Below are 13,210 nucleotides of genomic sequence, written 5' to 3'. Positions count from 1 at the left end.
CCGGACCGCCGGGCGGGTATAAAAAGGTTTGCATATGTCCGAGCAGTTTCTCTATTTCATGCAGCAGATGTTTAACGGCGTCACGCTGGGAAGCACCTACGCCCTGATCGCCATCGGCTATACGATGGTTTACGGCATTATCGGCATGATCAACTTCGCCCACGGCGAGGTGTACATGATCGGTAGCTACGTCTCCTTTATGATCATCGCCGCGCTGATGATGATGGGCATCGACAGCAGCTGGCTGCTGGTCGCCGCCGGGTTTGTCGGCGCGATTGTGATCGCCAGCGCCTACGGCTGGAGTATCGAACGGGTGGCCTACCGGCCGGTGCGCAGCTCCAAGCGCCTGATTGCGCTGATCTCCGCGATTGGTATGTCGATCTTCCTGCAAAACTACGTCAGCCTGACCGAAGGCTCACGCGACGTGGCGCTGCCAAGCCTGTTTAACGGCCAGTGGATTGTGGGGGCCAGCGAGAACTTCTCTGCCTCTATCACCACCATGCAGCTGGTTATCTGGGTGGTAACCTTCCTGGCAATGCTGGCTCTGACTATTTTCATCCGCTACTCCCGCATGGGCCGCGCCTGCCGCGCCTGCGCGGAAGATCTGAAGATGGCGAGCCTGCTCGGGATCAATACCGACCGCGTGATTGCCCTGACCTTCGTGATCGGCGCGGCGATGGCGGCAGTCGCTGGCGTACTGCTCGGCCAGTTCTACGGCGTGATTAACCCGTACATTGGCTTTATGGCCGGCATGAAAGCCTTCACCGCGGCGGTACTGGGCGGTATCGGCAGCATTCCGGGGGCGATGATCGGCGGCCTGATCCTGGGCGTGGCTGAAGCGCTCTCCTCGGCGTACCTGAGCACCGAATATAAAGACGTGGTGTCGTTTGCCCTGCTGATTCTGGTTCTGCTGGTAATGCCTACCGGTATTCTGGGCCGTCCGGAGGTAGAGAAAGTATGAAACCGATGCATTTTGCAATGGCGCTGCTCTCTGCCGCCATGTTCTTCGTGCTGGCGGGCGTCTTTATGGGCGTCCAGCTCGGGCTTGAGGGCACTAAGCTGGTGGTGGATACCGCCGCCGACATCCGCTGGCAGTGGGTGTTCATCGGCACCGCCGTGGTGTTCCTGTTCCAGCTGCTGCGCCCGGCGTTCCAGAAGTCGCTGAAAAACGTCTCCGGGCCGAAGTTCGTACTGCCGGCCATCGACGGTACGACCGTGAAGCAGAAGCTGTTCCTCGTGGCGCTGCTGGTGGCTGCCGTGGCGTGGCCGTTTATGGTGTCGCGCGGCACGGTGGACATCGCCACGCTGACCATGATTTACGTGATCCTCGGCCTCGGTCTGAACGTCGTGGTGGGGCTGTCTGGCCTGCTGGTGCTGGGCTACGGCGGCTTCTACGCCATCGGCGCCTACACCTTTGCGCTGCTGAACCACTATTACGGCCTCGGCTTCTGGACCTGCCTGCCGCTGGCGGGGCTGGTCTCCGCCGCGGCGGGCTTCCTGCTCGGCTTCCCGGTACTGCGCCTGCGCGGTGACTATCTGGCGATTGTGACCTTAGGTTTCGGCGAAATCGTCCGTATCTTGCTGCTCAACAACACCGAAGTGACCGGCGGCCCGAACGGCATCAGCCAGATCCCGAAACCGACCTTCTTCGGCCTGGAGTTCAGCCGTACCGCCCGCGAAGGCGGCTGGGATACCTTCAGCAACTTCTTTGGCATCAAGTACGACCCGTCCGACCGCGTGATCTGGCTCTATCTGGTCGCGCTGCTGCTGGTGGTCATTACCCTGTTCGTGATCAACCGTCTGCTGCGCATGCCGCTGGGCCGCGCGTGGGAAGCGCTGCGCGAAGATGAGATCGCCTGCCGCTCTCTGGGCCTGAACCCGACCCGTATCAAGCTGACCGCGTTCACCATCAGCGCCGCGTTTGCCGGTTTTGCCGGGACGCTATTTGCCGCGCGCCAGGGCTTCGTTAGCCCGGAATCGTTCACCTTTGCCGAATCGGCCTTCGTGCTGGCGATCGTGGTGCTCGGCGGGATGGGCTCGCAGTTCGCCGTTATCCTCGCGGCCATTCTGCTGGTGGTCTCGCGCGAGCTGATGCGCGACTTTAACGAATACAGCATGCTGATGCTGGGCGGTTTGATGGTGCTGATGATGATCTGGCGTCCGCAGGGTCTGCTGCCGATGACGCGTCCACAGCTGAAGCTTAAGAGTGCGGAAGCGAAAGGAGAGCAGGCATGAGTCAGCCATTATTATCCGTTAACGGTCTGATGATGCGTTTTGGCGGCCTGCTGGCGGTCAACAACGTCAACCTGGACCTGTACAAGAAAGAGATCGTCTCCCTGATTGGCCCGAACGGCGCGGGAAAAACCACGGTCTTTAACTGCCTTACCGGCTTCTACAAGCCGACGGGCGGCACCATCATGCTGCGCGACCAGCACCTTGAAGGGCTGCCGGGCCAGCAGATTGCCCGCATGGGCGTGGTGCGTACCTTCCAGCACGTGCGCCTGTTCCGCGAGATGACGGTCATTGAGAACCTGCTGGTGGCACAGCACCAGCAGCTGAAAACCGGCCTCTTCTCCGGCCTGCTGAAAACCCCGGCATTTCGCCGCACGCAGGAGGAAGCGCTGGATCGCGCCGCCACCTGGCTTGACCGCATCGGCCTGCTCCAGCACGCCAACCGGCAGGCGAGCAACCTGGCCTACGGCGATCAGCGTCGTCTGGAGATTGTGCGCTGCATGGTGACGCAGCCGGAAATCCTGATGCTCGACGAACCGGCGGCGGGGCTTAACCCGAAAGAGACCAAAGAGCTGGACGAGCTGATTGCCGAGCTGCGCGATCGTCACGACACCACCATCCTGCTGATTGAGCACGACATGAAGCTGGTGATGGGCATTTCGGACCGTATCTACGTGGTGAACCAGGGGACACCGCTGGCGAACGGCACGCCGGAAGAGATCCGCAACAACCCGGACGTGATCCGCGCATACCTTGGTGAGGCATAAGATGGAAAAAGCGATGTTAACGTTCGACAAGGTCAACGCGCACTACGGCAAGATCCAGGCGCTGCACGACGTCAGCCTGCACATCAATCAGGGCGAAATCGTTACGCTAATCGGGGCCAACGGCGCGGGTAAAACCACGCTGCTCGGCACCCTGTGCGGCGACCCGCGCGCCACCAGCGGGCGGATTGTGTTTGATGGCAAAGACATTACCGACTGGCAGACCGCCAAAATCATGCGCGAAGCGGTGGCGATTGTCCCGGAAGGGCGTCGCGTGTTTTCCCGCATGACGGTGGAAGAGAACCTGGCGATGGGCGGCTTCTTTGCTCACCGCGATGAATACCAGACCCGCATCAAGTGGGTGTACGAACTCTTCCCGCGCCTGTGGGAGCGCCGCATTCAGCGTGCGGGCACCATGTCCGGCGGCGAGCAGCAGATGCTGGCGATTGGCCGCGCGCTGATGAGCCAGCCGCGCCTGCTGCTGCTGGACGAGCCGTCGCTGGGCCTTGCGCCGATCATCATCCAGCAGATTTTCGACACCATCGAGCAGCTGCGCAAAGAGGGAATGACCATTTTCCTCGTCGAGCAGAACGCCAACCAGGCGCTGAAGCTCGCGGACCGCGGCTACGTGCTGGAAAACGGACGCGTGGTGCTCTCCGATACCGGCGACGCGCTGCTGGCGAACGAGGCGGTGCGTAGCGCGTATTTAGGCGGATAATGGCGTTTCCCCCTCACCCTAACCCTCTCCCTCAAGGGAGAGGGAACTAATCGGTTTTCTCCCTCTCCCCGTGGGAGAGGGCCGGGGTGAGGGCACCAGACCGCACCCCACCCCCCCAACCCCCTTCACACAACCATCATCCCCCTGACGCTTTGCCGTCATTTATCTGTAAGCAAACGGTTATTTTTCTGTCATTCGAGCATGTCATGTTACCTCGCGAGCACAAAACGCGTGATATCGCGCATCCGGCACAATAAGAGAGATGACAATGACATCGTTACGACACACGGCTTTGGGTCTGGCAATCGGTCTGGCTTTTGCGACGAACGCAATGGCTGTGACCACCATTCCGTTCTGGCATTCCATGGAAGGGGAGTTGGGTAAAGAGGTGGATTCTCTGGCGCAGCGTTTCAACGACACCCATCCGGATTACAAAATTGTGCCGGTCTACAAAGGCAACTACGAGCAGAGCCTGAGCGCGGGCATTGCCGCCTTCCGTACCGGTAACGCACCTGCGTTGTTACAGGTGTATGAAGTGGGTACCGCGACCATGATGGCCTCCAAAGCCATCAAGCCGGTGTACGAAGTGTTTAAAGAAGCGGGTATCAGCTTTGATGAATCCCAGTTCGTGCCGACCGTGGCGGGCTATTACACCGATTCTAAAACCGGTCACCTGCTGTCGCAGCCGTTTAACAGCTCCACCCCGGTGCTGTACTACAACAAAGACGCCTTTAAAAAAGCCGGTTTAGATCCGGAGCAGCCGCCAAAAACCTGGCAGGATCTGGTGGAGTACACCGCGAAGCTGAAAGCGGCGGGGATGAAGTGCGGCTACGCCAGCGGCTGGCAGGGCTGGATCCAGATTGAAAACTTCAGCGCCTGGCACGGCCTGCCGGTTGCCACCAAAAACAACGGTTTCGACGGTACCGACGCGGTACTGGAGTTCAACAAGCCGGAGCAGGTGAAGCACATCGCGCTGCTTGAAGCCCTGAACAAGAAGGGCGATTTCAGCTACTTCGGGCGCAAGGATGAATCCACCGAGAAGTTCTACAACGGCGACTGCGCGATTACTACCGCGTCTTCCGGCTCGCTGGCCGATATCCGTCACTACGCCAAATTCAACTACGGCGTGGGCATGATGCCGTACGACGCCGACGTGAAGGGCGCGCCGCAGAACGCCATCATCGGCGGGGCAAGCCTGTGGGTGATGCAGGGTAAAGACGCCGGCACCTACAAGGGCGTGGCCGAGTTCCTCGACTTCCTGGCGAAGCCGGAAAACGCCGCCGAATGGCACCAGAAAACCGGCTATCTGCCGATCACCAAAGCCGCCTATGACCTGACCCGCGAGCAGGGCTTCTACAGCAAGAATCCGGGGGCGGACATTGCGACGCGCCAGATGCTGAACAAGCCGCCGCTGCCGTTCACCAAGGGCCTGCGTCTGGGCAACATGCCGCAGATCCGCACCATCGTTGATGAAGAGCTGGAAAGCGTGTGGACCGGGAAGAAAACGCCACAGCAGGCGCTGGATTCCGCGGTAGAGCGCGGGAATCAGCTGCTGCGCCGCTTTGAGCAGTCGACGAAGTCTTAATTAAAACCTTACCCCTCACCCTAACCCTCTCCCCATAGGGGAGAGGGGACTGCACGGAGCCGTCTTTTCTCCCTCGCCCCTATGGGGAGAGGGCCGGGGTGAGGGGCGAAAACCTACTTGAGCTAACCTATGTCATCATCCCGTCCGGTGTTCCGTTCCCGCTGGCTGCCGTACCTGCTGGTCGCGCCGCAGCTGGTCATCACCGTTATCTTCTTTATCTGGCCTGCGGGCGAAGCGCTGTGGTACTCGGTGCAAAGCGTCGATCCGTTCGGGCTTTCCAGCCAGTTTGTCGGGCTGGATAACTTCACCGCGCTTTTTCATGACAGCTACTACCTTGACTCCTTCTGGACGACGATCGAATTCAGCGCGCTGGTCACCGTGAGCGGCCTTGTCGTCTCGCTGTTTTTCGCCGCGCTGGTGGATTACGTGGTGCGCGGCAGCCGCCTGTACCAGACGCTGATGCTGCTGCCTTATGCCGTCGCCCCCGCCGTGGCTGCCGTGCTGTGGATCTTCCTGTTTAACCCCGGCCGCGGGTTGATCACCCATTTTCTGGCAGAGCTGGGCTACGACTGGAACCACGCCCAGCACAGCGGTCAGGCGATGTTCCTGGTGGTGTTTGCCTCGGTGTGGAAGCAGATTAGCTATAACTTCCTGTTCTTCTTTGCCGCGCTGCAGTCCATCCCGCGCTCGCTGGTGGAGGCCGCCGCCATTGACGGCGCAGGCCCGATCCGCCGCTTCTTCAGGCTGTCGCTGCCGCTGATTGCCCCGGTGAGTTTCTTCCTGCTGGTGGTCAACCTCGTGTACGCCTTCTTCGACACCTTCCCGGTGATCGACGCGGCCACCGCGGGCGGCCCGGTACAGGCGACGACGACGCTTATCTATAAGATCTACCGCGAAGGGTTTGCCGGACTTGACCTCTCCGCTTCTGCCGCCCAGTCGGTGGTGCTGATGTTCCTCGTCATCATCCTGACGGTGGTGCAGTTCCGCTATGTTGAAAGTAAGGTGCGCTACCAATGATTGAGAACCGTCGCGGGCTGACGATTTTCAGCCATACCATGCTGATTCTGGGCATTCTCGTCATCCTGTTCCCGCTGTACGTGGCGTTTGTCGCCGCCACGCTGGACACCAGGGCGGTGTTCGACACGCCGATGACGCTGATTCCGGGCACGCACCTATTCGAGAACATGAAGACCATCTGGACCCAGGGCGTGGGCGCCAACAGCGCGCCGTTCTGGCTGATGATGCTCAACAGCTTCATCATGGCGTTCGGCATTACGGTGGGCAAAATTACCGTGTCGATGCTCTCGGCCTTCGCCATCGTCTGGTTCCGCTTTCCGCTGCGTAACCTGTTCTTCTGGATGATTTTTATCACCCTGATGCTGCCGGTGGAGGTACGTATCTTTCCCACGGTAGAGGTAATCGCCAACCTGAAGATGCTCGACAGCTACGCGGGCTTAACCCTGCCGCTGATGGCCTCCGCGACCGCCACCTTCCTGTTCCGCCAGTTCTTTATGACCCTGCCGGACGAGCTGATTGAGGCCGCGCGCATTGACGGCGCCTCGCCGATGCGCTTTTTCCGCGACATCGTGCTGCCGCTGTCGAAAACCAACCTCGCGGCGCTGTTTGTGATCACCTTTATCTACGGCTGGAACCAGTACCTGTGGCCGCTGCTGATTATTCAGGACGTCAACCTCGGCACCGCCGTGGCGGGCATCAAGGGCATGATCGCCACCGGCGAAGGCACCACCCTCTGGAACCAGGTGATGGCGGCGATGCTGCTCACCCTTATCCCCCCGGTCGTTATCGTTTTAGCCATGCAGCGTGCGTTTGTGCGTGGTTTAGTGGACAGTGAGAAATAAGATGGCAGGTTTAAAACTTCAGGCAGTTACCAAAAGCTGGGATGGTAAAACCCAGGTCATTCAGCCGCTCACCCTCGACGTGGCGGACGGGGAATTTATCGTGATGGTCGGCCCGTCCGGCTGCGGCAAATCGACGCTGCTGCGCATGGTGGCGGGGCTTGAACGCGTTACTTCTGGCGATATCTGGATCGACCGCCAGCGCGTCACCGAGATGGAGCCAAAAGATCGCGGCATCGCGATGGTGTTCCAGAACTACGCTCTCTATCCGCACATGAGCGTGGAGGAGAACATGGCGTGGGGGCTGAAAATTCGCGGGATGGGCAAAGGCCATATTGAGGCACGGGTGAAAGAGGCGGCGCGCATTCTGGAGCTGGACGGCCTGCTCAAGCGCCGCCCGCGCGAGCTCTCCGGCGGCCAGCGCCAGCGCGTGGCGATGGGGCGCGCCATCGTGCGCGATCCGGCGGTGTTCCTGTTCGACGAACCGCTCTCGAACCTCGATGCCAAGCTGCGCGTGCAGATGCGCCTGGAGCTGCAGCAGCTGCACCGCCGTCTGAAAACCACCTCCCTGTACGTAACCCACGATCAGGTTGAAGCCATGACCCTTGCCCAGCGGGTGATGGTGATGAACAAAGGCATTGCCGAACAGATTGGCACCCCGGTAGAAGTTTACGAAAAGCCGGCCAGCCGCTTCGTGGCGAGCTTTATCGGCAGCCCGGCGATGAACCTGCTGGACGGGCGAATCAATAGTGCGGGAACCCACTTTGAACTGGAAAGCGGGATGGCATTGCCCGTCAACTGGTACTATCGTGGCTACGCCGGGCGTAAGATGACGCTCGGTATCCGCCCGGAGCATATTGGTTTAACCTCTCAGGCGGAGGGCGGCGTGCCGCTGGTGATGGACACGCTGGAGATGCTGGGCGCGGACAACCTGGCGCACGGACGCTGGGGCGAGCAAAAGCTGGTGGTGCGTCTGCCGCATCAGGAGCGCCCGAAAGCAGGCAGCACGCTGTGGCTGCATATGCCGGAAAATCACCTGCACTTATTTGATGGTGAAACAGGACAACGAGTATGAGCAACTGGCCTTATCCCCGCATCGTCGCCCACCGTGGCGGCGGTAAGCTGGCGCCGGAAAACACCCTGGCGGCAATTGATGCTGGCGCACGCTTCGGCCACACGATGATCGAGTTTGACGCCAAGCTGTCGAAAGACGGCGAAATATTTTTGCTGCATGACGACAACCTTGAACGCACCAGCAACGGGTGGGGCGTGGCGGGTGAACTGCCGTGGCGCGATCTGCTGAAGGTGGACGCCGGAAGCTGGTACAGCAGCGAATTTAAGGGAGAGCCGCTGCCGCTGCTGGCGGAAGTGGCGGACCGCTGTCGTCAGCACGGCATGATGGCCAATATCGAAATCAAACCGACCACCGGCACCGGGCCGCTGACGGGCAAAGTCATCGCGCTGGCCGCGCGCGAGCTGTGGGAAGGGATGACCGCGCCGCTGCTGTCATCGTTTGACGTTGACGCGCTGGCAGCGGCACAGGAAGCGGCGCCGGAGCTGCCCCGCGGGCTGCTGCTGGACGAGTGGCGCGAAGACTGGCGCGAGCTGACGACCCGCTTAGGCTGCGTGTCGATCCACCTCAACCACAAGCTGCTGGATGAGGCGCGCGTGACGGCGCTGAAGGCGGCCGGTCTGCGCATTCTGGTGTATACCGTCAACAAACCCCAGCGCGCGGCCGAACTGCTGCGCTGGGGCGTGGACAGCATCTGCACCGATGCGATTGATCGGATCGGGCCGAACTTTACTTATTAAGCATGCTGCCGTTCTGCTGGGTCGGCAGCATATGCTGCTGACCGCCGCTTTGCGACATCCCGCCTCCTAACATCCCGCCGTTTGAATTGGGCAGCGGCTGCTCGCGCATCTGACCCTGCTGGACGCGCTGGGTGTTGGCGTTCATCTGGCTTTGCAGGTGCTGCTGCTGCACCTGCGTCTGCGTTTTTAACTGCTGATTGAGCATTCCTTTCTGCTGCTGTTGCTGGCTCATCATCTCCGTCTGCATGCGCTGCTGGCTCGGGATCACGTAGCCCGGCTGGTTCGGGTTGTTCAGCGTGTTGAGCGGCTGTGCGAGCGCGGCGAACGGGAGCAGCGCGATCAGGATCGGTAATCGTTTCATGGTTATCTCCTCCTTTGAGGCTTCTCTTAAGTGTACTCCGATTCCACCATAACGATGATTTTTTAGGAGTTGTGAACCAGGCTTAAGCGGGGAATATGGGCCCCTTCACCTGGAGAACAATAATGATGAAACCAACCTTTTTGCGCTGGGTCGCCATCGCTGCGCTGATGGCAGGGGGTACATTTACCGTGGCGGCCAATCCGCCCGCCGCGCCTCCGGTGTCGTACGGCGTGGAGGAGGACGTTTTCCACCCCGTGCGGGCGACGCACGGCATGGTGGCCTCGGTTGACGCGCTGGCGACGCAGGTGGGCGTTGATATTCTTAAGCAGGGGGGCAACGCGGTGGATGCGGCGGTCGCGGTAGGGTACGCGCTGGCCGTAACGCACCCGCAGGCGGGGAATCTGGGCGGCGGCGGGTTTATGCTGCTGCGCACGAAAGACGGCAAAACCACGGCCATCGACTTCCGCGAAATGGCGCCCGGCCAGGCCACGCGCGATATGTTCCTCGACGAACAGGGCAACCCTGACAGCAAAAAATCCCTGACCTCGCACCTTGCGTCCGGCACGCCGGGCACCGTTGCGGGCTTCTCGCTGGCGCTGGAAAAATACGGCACCATGCCGCTGAACAAGGTGGTCCAGCCTGCCATTAAGCTGGCGCGCGACGGCTTCGTGGTCAACGACGCGCTGGCGGACGATCTCAAAACCTACGGCAGCGAAGTCATTCCGAACCATGAAAACAGCAAAGCTATTTTCTGGAAAGACGGCGAGCCGCTGAAGAAGGGCGACAGGCTGGTGCAGAAGAACCTGGCAACCAGCCTGGAGCGCATTGCGGAGCACGGCCCGGATGCCTTCTATAAAGGGGCGATAGCCGACCAGATTGCCAGTGAAATGCAAAAGAACGGCGGGCTGATTACCAAAGCGGATCTGGCGGAATACAGGGCGGTGGAGCGCGAGCCGATTAGCGGCACCTATCGCGGGTATGAGGTGTTCTCCATGCCGCCGCCGTCGTCCGGCGGTATTCACATCGTGCAGATCCTCAACATTCTTGAAAACTTCGATATGCACAAGTTCGGCTTCGGCAGCGCGGACGCCATGCAGGTGATGGCCGAGGCGGAAAAACGCGCCTACGCGGACCGCTCGGAATACCTTGGTGACCCGGACTTCGTGAAGGTGCCCTGGCAGGCGCTAACCAACAAAGCCTATGCCAAATCGATTGCCGATGGGATCGACATCAACAAGGCGAAGCCGTCGAGCGAGATCCGCCCCGGCAAGCTGGCACCGTATGAAAGCAACCAGACCACGCACTTCTCGGTGGTGGATAAAGACGGTAACGCGGTAGCGGTGACCTATACGCTCAACACCACGTTCGGGACCGGGATTGTGGCGGGCAACAGCGGTATTCTGCTGAATAACGAGATGGATGACTTCTCCGCCAAGCCGGGCGTGCCGAACGTGTACGGACTGGTGGGCGGAGACGCTAACGCCGTGGGGCCGAAGAAGCGTCCGCTGTCGTCCATGTCGCCCACCATCGTGGTGAAAGACAGGAAAACCTGGCTGGTAACCGGCAGTCCTGGCGGCAGCCGTATTATCACCACCGTGCTGCAAATGGTGGTAAACAGCATTGATTTTGGCATGAACGTAGCGGAAGCGACCAATGCGCCGCGCTTCCACCACCAGTGGCTGCCGGACGAACTGCGCGTGGAGAAGGGCTTTAGCCCGGATACCCTGAAGCTGCTGGAGCAGCGCGGACAGAAGGTGGCGGTGAAGGAGGCGATGGGCAGCACCCAGAGCATTATGGTCGGGCCGGACGGGGCGCTGTTTGGTGCGTCGGACCCGCGTTCGGTGGATGATTTAACGGCGGGATATTGAGGGCTCCCCTCACCCTAACCCTCTCCCCATAGGGGAGAGGGGATTGCACGGTGCGGTCTTTTCTCCCTCGCCCCTTTGGGGAGAGGGGTTACTTCATCCGCGCCATATAATATGCGTCCACATACTCACCGTTGCGCAGCGCAAAGCGCTTTCCGGTCCCCTCAATCTCAAAACCGTGCTTTTTGTACACCGCGATTGCCGGTTCGTTATCAACAAACACCGTCAGCTCAATGCGATCGACGCGCAGCCAGTTGTCGCACATATCGATCATGGTGCGCATCAGGGCGCTGGCGACGCCACGGTTTTGCCACTGCGCGCCCACGCTGATGCCAAAATCGGCAACGTGGCTGCGGCGCGGACGTGGTGCAACCGCAAGGCACAGGTGTCCGGCAACGGTGCCGTCGATACAGGCGACCAGCTGTTTAATGCCCGGCTGGTCGGCGAGCCGCTCCTGCCACATCTGCTCTGAGGGATGAGGAACCTGTAGCGTGTTGTGATACACCTCCGGCTGGGCGTGGATCTGACGAATGGCGTCATAATCTTTCGGTTCAGCGTGGCGTATCACTATCTCACTCATTCCTTCATCCTCGGTCAGTTAAAAGTCCCTTCCAACATCAATGACTTTAAATTTCGAGTCAATCGCTATTTTTTGCAAAAAGTGTTGGACAAATGCGAATGAGAATGATTATTATTGCTCTGCGTTCAGGAAGACCTCTGCGGTAACCTGAAAGCACGACATTGCTCACATTGCTTCCAGTATTACTTTAGCCAGCTTCTAGCTGGCTTTTTTTTGCCCTTTTTCTCCCTCTCCCCGTGGGAGAGGGCTGGGGTGAGGGCAAAACATGCGCTATGGTAAAACCCAGTAACCTTCCAAAAGGACTGAGCCATGACTCTACATTGCGCATTTATTGGATTTGGTAAAAGCACTACCCGCTATCACCTTCCGTATGTTCTCAACCGTAAAGACAGCTGGCACGTTGCCCATATCTACCGCCGCAGCGCGAAGCCGGAAGAGCAGTCTCCGCAGTATTCCCATATTCATTTCACCAGCGATCTCGATGAGGTACTGGGCGACCCGCAGGTTAAACTGGTCATCGTCTGCACCCATGCCGACAGCCACTTCGACTATGCGAAACGTGCGCTCGAGGCGGGCAAAAACGTGCTGGTGGAAAAACCGTTCACCCCGACCATCGCCGAAGCGAAGGAACTGTTCGCGCTGGCGAAGAGCAAGGGGCTGACCGTCACGCCGTATCAGAACCGCCGCTTTGACAGCTGCTTCCTGACGGCAAAAAAGGCGATAGAGAGCGGCAAGCTCGGCGACATCGTGGAAATCGAAAGCCACTTCGATTACTACCGCCCGGTGGCGGAAACCAAACCCGGCCTGCCGCAGGACGGTTCCTTCTACGGTCTTGGCGTGCACACCATGGATCAGATCATTTCCCTGTTTGGCCGACCGGACCACGTGGCGTACGACATTCGCAGCCTGCGCAATAAAGCCAACCCGGACGACACCTTCGAGGCGCAGCTGTTCTACGGTGACCTGAAAGCCATCGTCAAAACCAGCCATCTTGTGAAAATCGACTACCCGAAATTCATTGTTCACGGCACCAGAGGCTCGTTTATCAGGTACGGCATCGACCAGCAGGAGACCAGCCTGAAGGCCAATATCATGCCCGGCGAACCGGGTTTTGCCGCGGACGATTCCGCAGGCGTGCTCGAGTATGTGAACGATGAGGGCGTAACGGTCAGAGAAGAGCTGAAGCCCGAAGCCGGTGACTATGGCCGCGTCTATGATGCGCTGTATGAAACCCTCACCAACGGCGCGCCGAATTACGTCAAGGAATCTGACGTTCTCACCAACCTGGAAATCCTTGAACGCGCCTTCGAACAGGCTTCTCCTGCCACGATAACCCTTGCCAGGTAAGCAATAACGGCTCCTCTGAACTTGTTCACAAATTTTGAACAGAGGAGTCAATTTTCACCCTCTATGATCCCAGACGGTTTGCGTCCACAC

General features: G+C 59.7%; 13 protein-coding genes. 11 read left to right on the top strand and 2 right to left on the bottom strand.

All coding sequences use genetic code 11. From position 1 onward, the window contains the following. Window positions 1-34: 34 nt before the first annotated feature. From livH to ugpQ, 9 genes are all read left to right on the top strand, one after another. The gene (gene livH, locus MOQ06_RS16650) at window positions 35-961 is read left to right on the top strand and encodes a high-affinity branched-chain amino acid ABC transporter permease LivH (protein WP_242174016.1); all 927 of its coding nucleotides are present in this window, start codon (window positions 35-37) and stop codon (window positions 959-961) included. Further along, entirely contained in the window at window positions 958-2,235 is a 1,278-nt protein-coding gene (locus tag MOQ06_RS16645; protein WP_242174014.1) for a high-affinity branched-chain amino acid ABC transporter permease LivM, read from the top strand. The genes livH and MOQ06_RS16645 overlap by 4 nt, the downstream gene beginning before the upstream one ends. Further along, window positions 2,232-2,999, top strand: a complete 768-nt coding sequence (livG, locus tag MOQ06_RS16640; protein WP_148420554.1) for a high-affinity branched-chain amino acid ABC transporter ATP-binding protein LivG — start codon at window positions 2,232-2,234, stop codon at window positions 2,997-2,999. The genes MOQ06_RS16645 and livG overlap by 4 nt, the downstream gene beginning before the upstream one ends. 1 nt (window position 3,000) lies before the next feature. After that, window positions 3,001-3,714, top strand: a complete 714-nt coding sequence (gene livF / locus MOQ06_RS16635; protein ID WP_023298801.1) for a high-affinity branched-chain amino acid ABC transporter ATP-binding protein LivF — start codon at window positions 3,001-3,003, stop codon at window positions 3,712-3,714. A gap of 268 nt (window positions 3,715-3,982) precedes the next feature. Beyond that, the gene (gene ugpB, locus MOQ06_RS16630; protein ID WP_242174011.1) at window positions 3,983-5,299 is read left to right on the top strand and encodes a sn-glycerol-3-phosphate ABC transporter substrate-binding protein UgpB; all 1,317 of its coding nucleotides are present in this window, start codon (window positions 3,983-3,985) and stop codon (window positions 5,297-5,299) included. 129 nt (window positions 5,300-5,428) lie between these two features. Then, window positions 5,429-6,316, top strand: coding sequence for a sn-glycerol-3-phosphate ABC transporter permease UgpA (ugpA, locus tag MOQ06_RS16625; RefSeq protein WP_148420556.1), 888 nt, complete (start codon window positions 5,429-5,431; stop codon window positions 6,314-6,316). Continuing rightward, a complete protein-coding gene (gene ugpE, locus MOQ06_RS16620) occupies window positions 6,313-7,158 on the top strand; it encodes a sn-glycerol-3-phosphate ABC transporter permease UgpE (protein WP_176609291.1) in 846 nt (281 codons plus the stop codon). Before ugpA ends, ugpE begins: the two co-directional genes overlap by 4 nt. A gap of 1 nt (window position 7,159) precedes the next feature. Then, on the top strand, window positions 7,160-8,230 hold the full coding sequence (locus MOQ06_RS16615) for a sn-glycerol-3-phosphate import ATP-binding protein UgpC (protein WP_242174009.1): 1,071 nt from the start codon (window positions 7,160-7,162) through the stop codon (window positions 8,228-8,230). Continuing rightward, window positions 8,227-8,967 carry a glycerophosphodiester phosphodiesterase gene (gene ugpQ / locus MOQ06_RS16610; protein WP_242174007.1) on the top strand — a complete coding sequence of 247 codons (741 nt, stop codon included), beginning with the start codon at window positions 8,227-8,229 and terminating at the stop codon, window positions 8,965-8,967. The genes MOQ06_RS16615 and ugpQ overlap by 4 nt, the downstream gene beginning before the upstream one ends. Here ugpQ and MOQ06_RS16605 read toward each other — a convergent pair. Further along, window positions 8,957-9,328, bottom strand: coding sequence for a DUF2756 family protein (locus MOQ06_RS16605; protein WP_148420560.1), 372 nt, complete (start codon window positions 9,326-9,328; stop codon window positions 8,957-8,959). The genes ugpQ and MOQ06_RS16605 overlap by 11 nt on opposite strands. A gap of 122 nt (window positions 9,329-9,450) precedes the next feature. On the opposite strand from MOQ06_RS16605, the gene ggt reads away from it, so the two are divergent. Beyond that, entirely contained in the window at window positions 9,451-11,196 is a 1,746-nt protein-coding gene (gene ggt / locus MOQ06_RS16600; RefSeq protein ID WP_242174005.1) for a gamma-glutamyltransferase, read from the top strand. 88 nt (window positions 11,197-11,284) lie between these two features. Here the strand turns inward: ggt and yhhY are convergent, their stop codons facing one another. Beyond that, window positions 11,285-11,773 (bottom strand): N-acetyltransferase, encoded by a 489-nt coding sequence (gene yhhY / locus MOQ06_RS16595; protein ID WP_176609296.1) that lies wholly within the window; start codon window positions 11,771-11,773, stop codon window positions 11,285-11,287. A gap of 309 nt (window positions 11,774-12,082) precedes the next feature. Here yhhY and MOQ06_RS16590 point away from each other — a divergent pair, with 309 nt between their 5' ends. Next, entirely contained in the window at window positions 12,083-13,120 is a 1,038-nt protein-coding gene (locus MOQ06_RS16590; protein ID WP_242174003.1) for an oxidoreductase, read from the top strand. Window positions 13,121-13,210: the final 90 nt, after the last annotated feature.

Source organism: Enterobacter sp. I4 (assembly GCF_022669095.1).
Lineage (GTDB): Bacteria > Pseudomonadota > Gammaproteobacteria > Enterobacterales > Enterobacteriaceae > Enterobacter > Enterobacter pasteurii.
This window is presented reverse-complemented; position numbering and strand designations above follow the sequence as displayed.

Bases quoted from the DNA above. Each gene is read 5' to 3' on its own strand.
- livF (WP_023298801.1), top strand. From the start codon at position 3,001: ATGGAAAAAGCGATGTTAACGTTCGACAAGGTCAACGCGCACTACGGC.
- ugpE (WP_176609291.1), top strand. From the start codon at position 6,313: ATGATTGAGAACCGTCGCGGGCTGACGATTTTCAGCCATACCATGCTG.
- MOQ06_RS16615 (WP_242174009.1), top strand. From the start codon at position 7,160: ATGGCAGGTTTAAAACTTCAGGCAGTTACCAAAAGCTGGGATGGTAAA.
- ugpB (WP_242174011.1), top strand. From the start codon at position 3,983: ATGACATCGTTACGACACACGGCTTTGGGTCTGGCAATCGGTCTGGCT.
- ggt (WP_242174005.1), top strand. From the start codon at position 9,451: ATGATGAAACCAACCTTTTTGCGCTGGGTCGCCATCGCTGCGCTGATG.
- MOQ06_RS16590 (WP_242174003.1), top strand. From the start codon at position 12,083: ATGACTCTACATTGCGCATTTATTGGATTTGGTAAAAGCACTACCCGC.
- ugpA (WP_148420556.1), top strand. From the start codon at position 5,429: ATGTCATCATCCCGTCCGGTGTTCCGTTCCCGCTGGCTGCCGTACCTG.
- livG (WP_148420554.1), top strand. From the start codon at position 2,232: ATGAGTCAGCCATTATTATCCGTTAACGGTCTGATGATGCGTTTTGGC.
- MOQ06_RS16605 (WP_148420560.1), bottom strand. From the start codon at position 9,328: ATGAAACGATTACCGATCCTGATCGCGCTGCTCCCGTTCGCCGCGCTC.
- yhhY (WP_176609296.1), bottom strand. From the start codon at position 11,773: ATGAGTGAGATAGTGATACGCCACGCTGAACCGAAAGATTATGACGCC.
- livH (WP_242174016.1), top strand. From the start codon at position 35: ATGTCCGAGCAGTTTCTCTATTTCATGCAGCAGATGTTTAACGGCGTC.
- MOQ06_RS16645 (WP_242174014.1), top strand. From the start codon at position 958: ATGAAACCGATGCATTTTGCAATGGCGCTGCTCTCTGCCGCCATGTTC.
- ugpQ (WP_242174007.1), top strand. From the start codon at position 8,227: ATGAGCAACTGGCCTTATCCCCGCATCGTCGCCCACCGTGGCGGCGGT.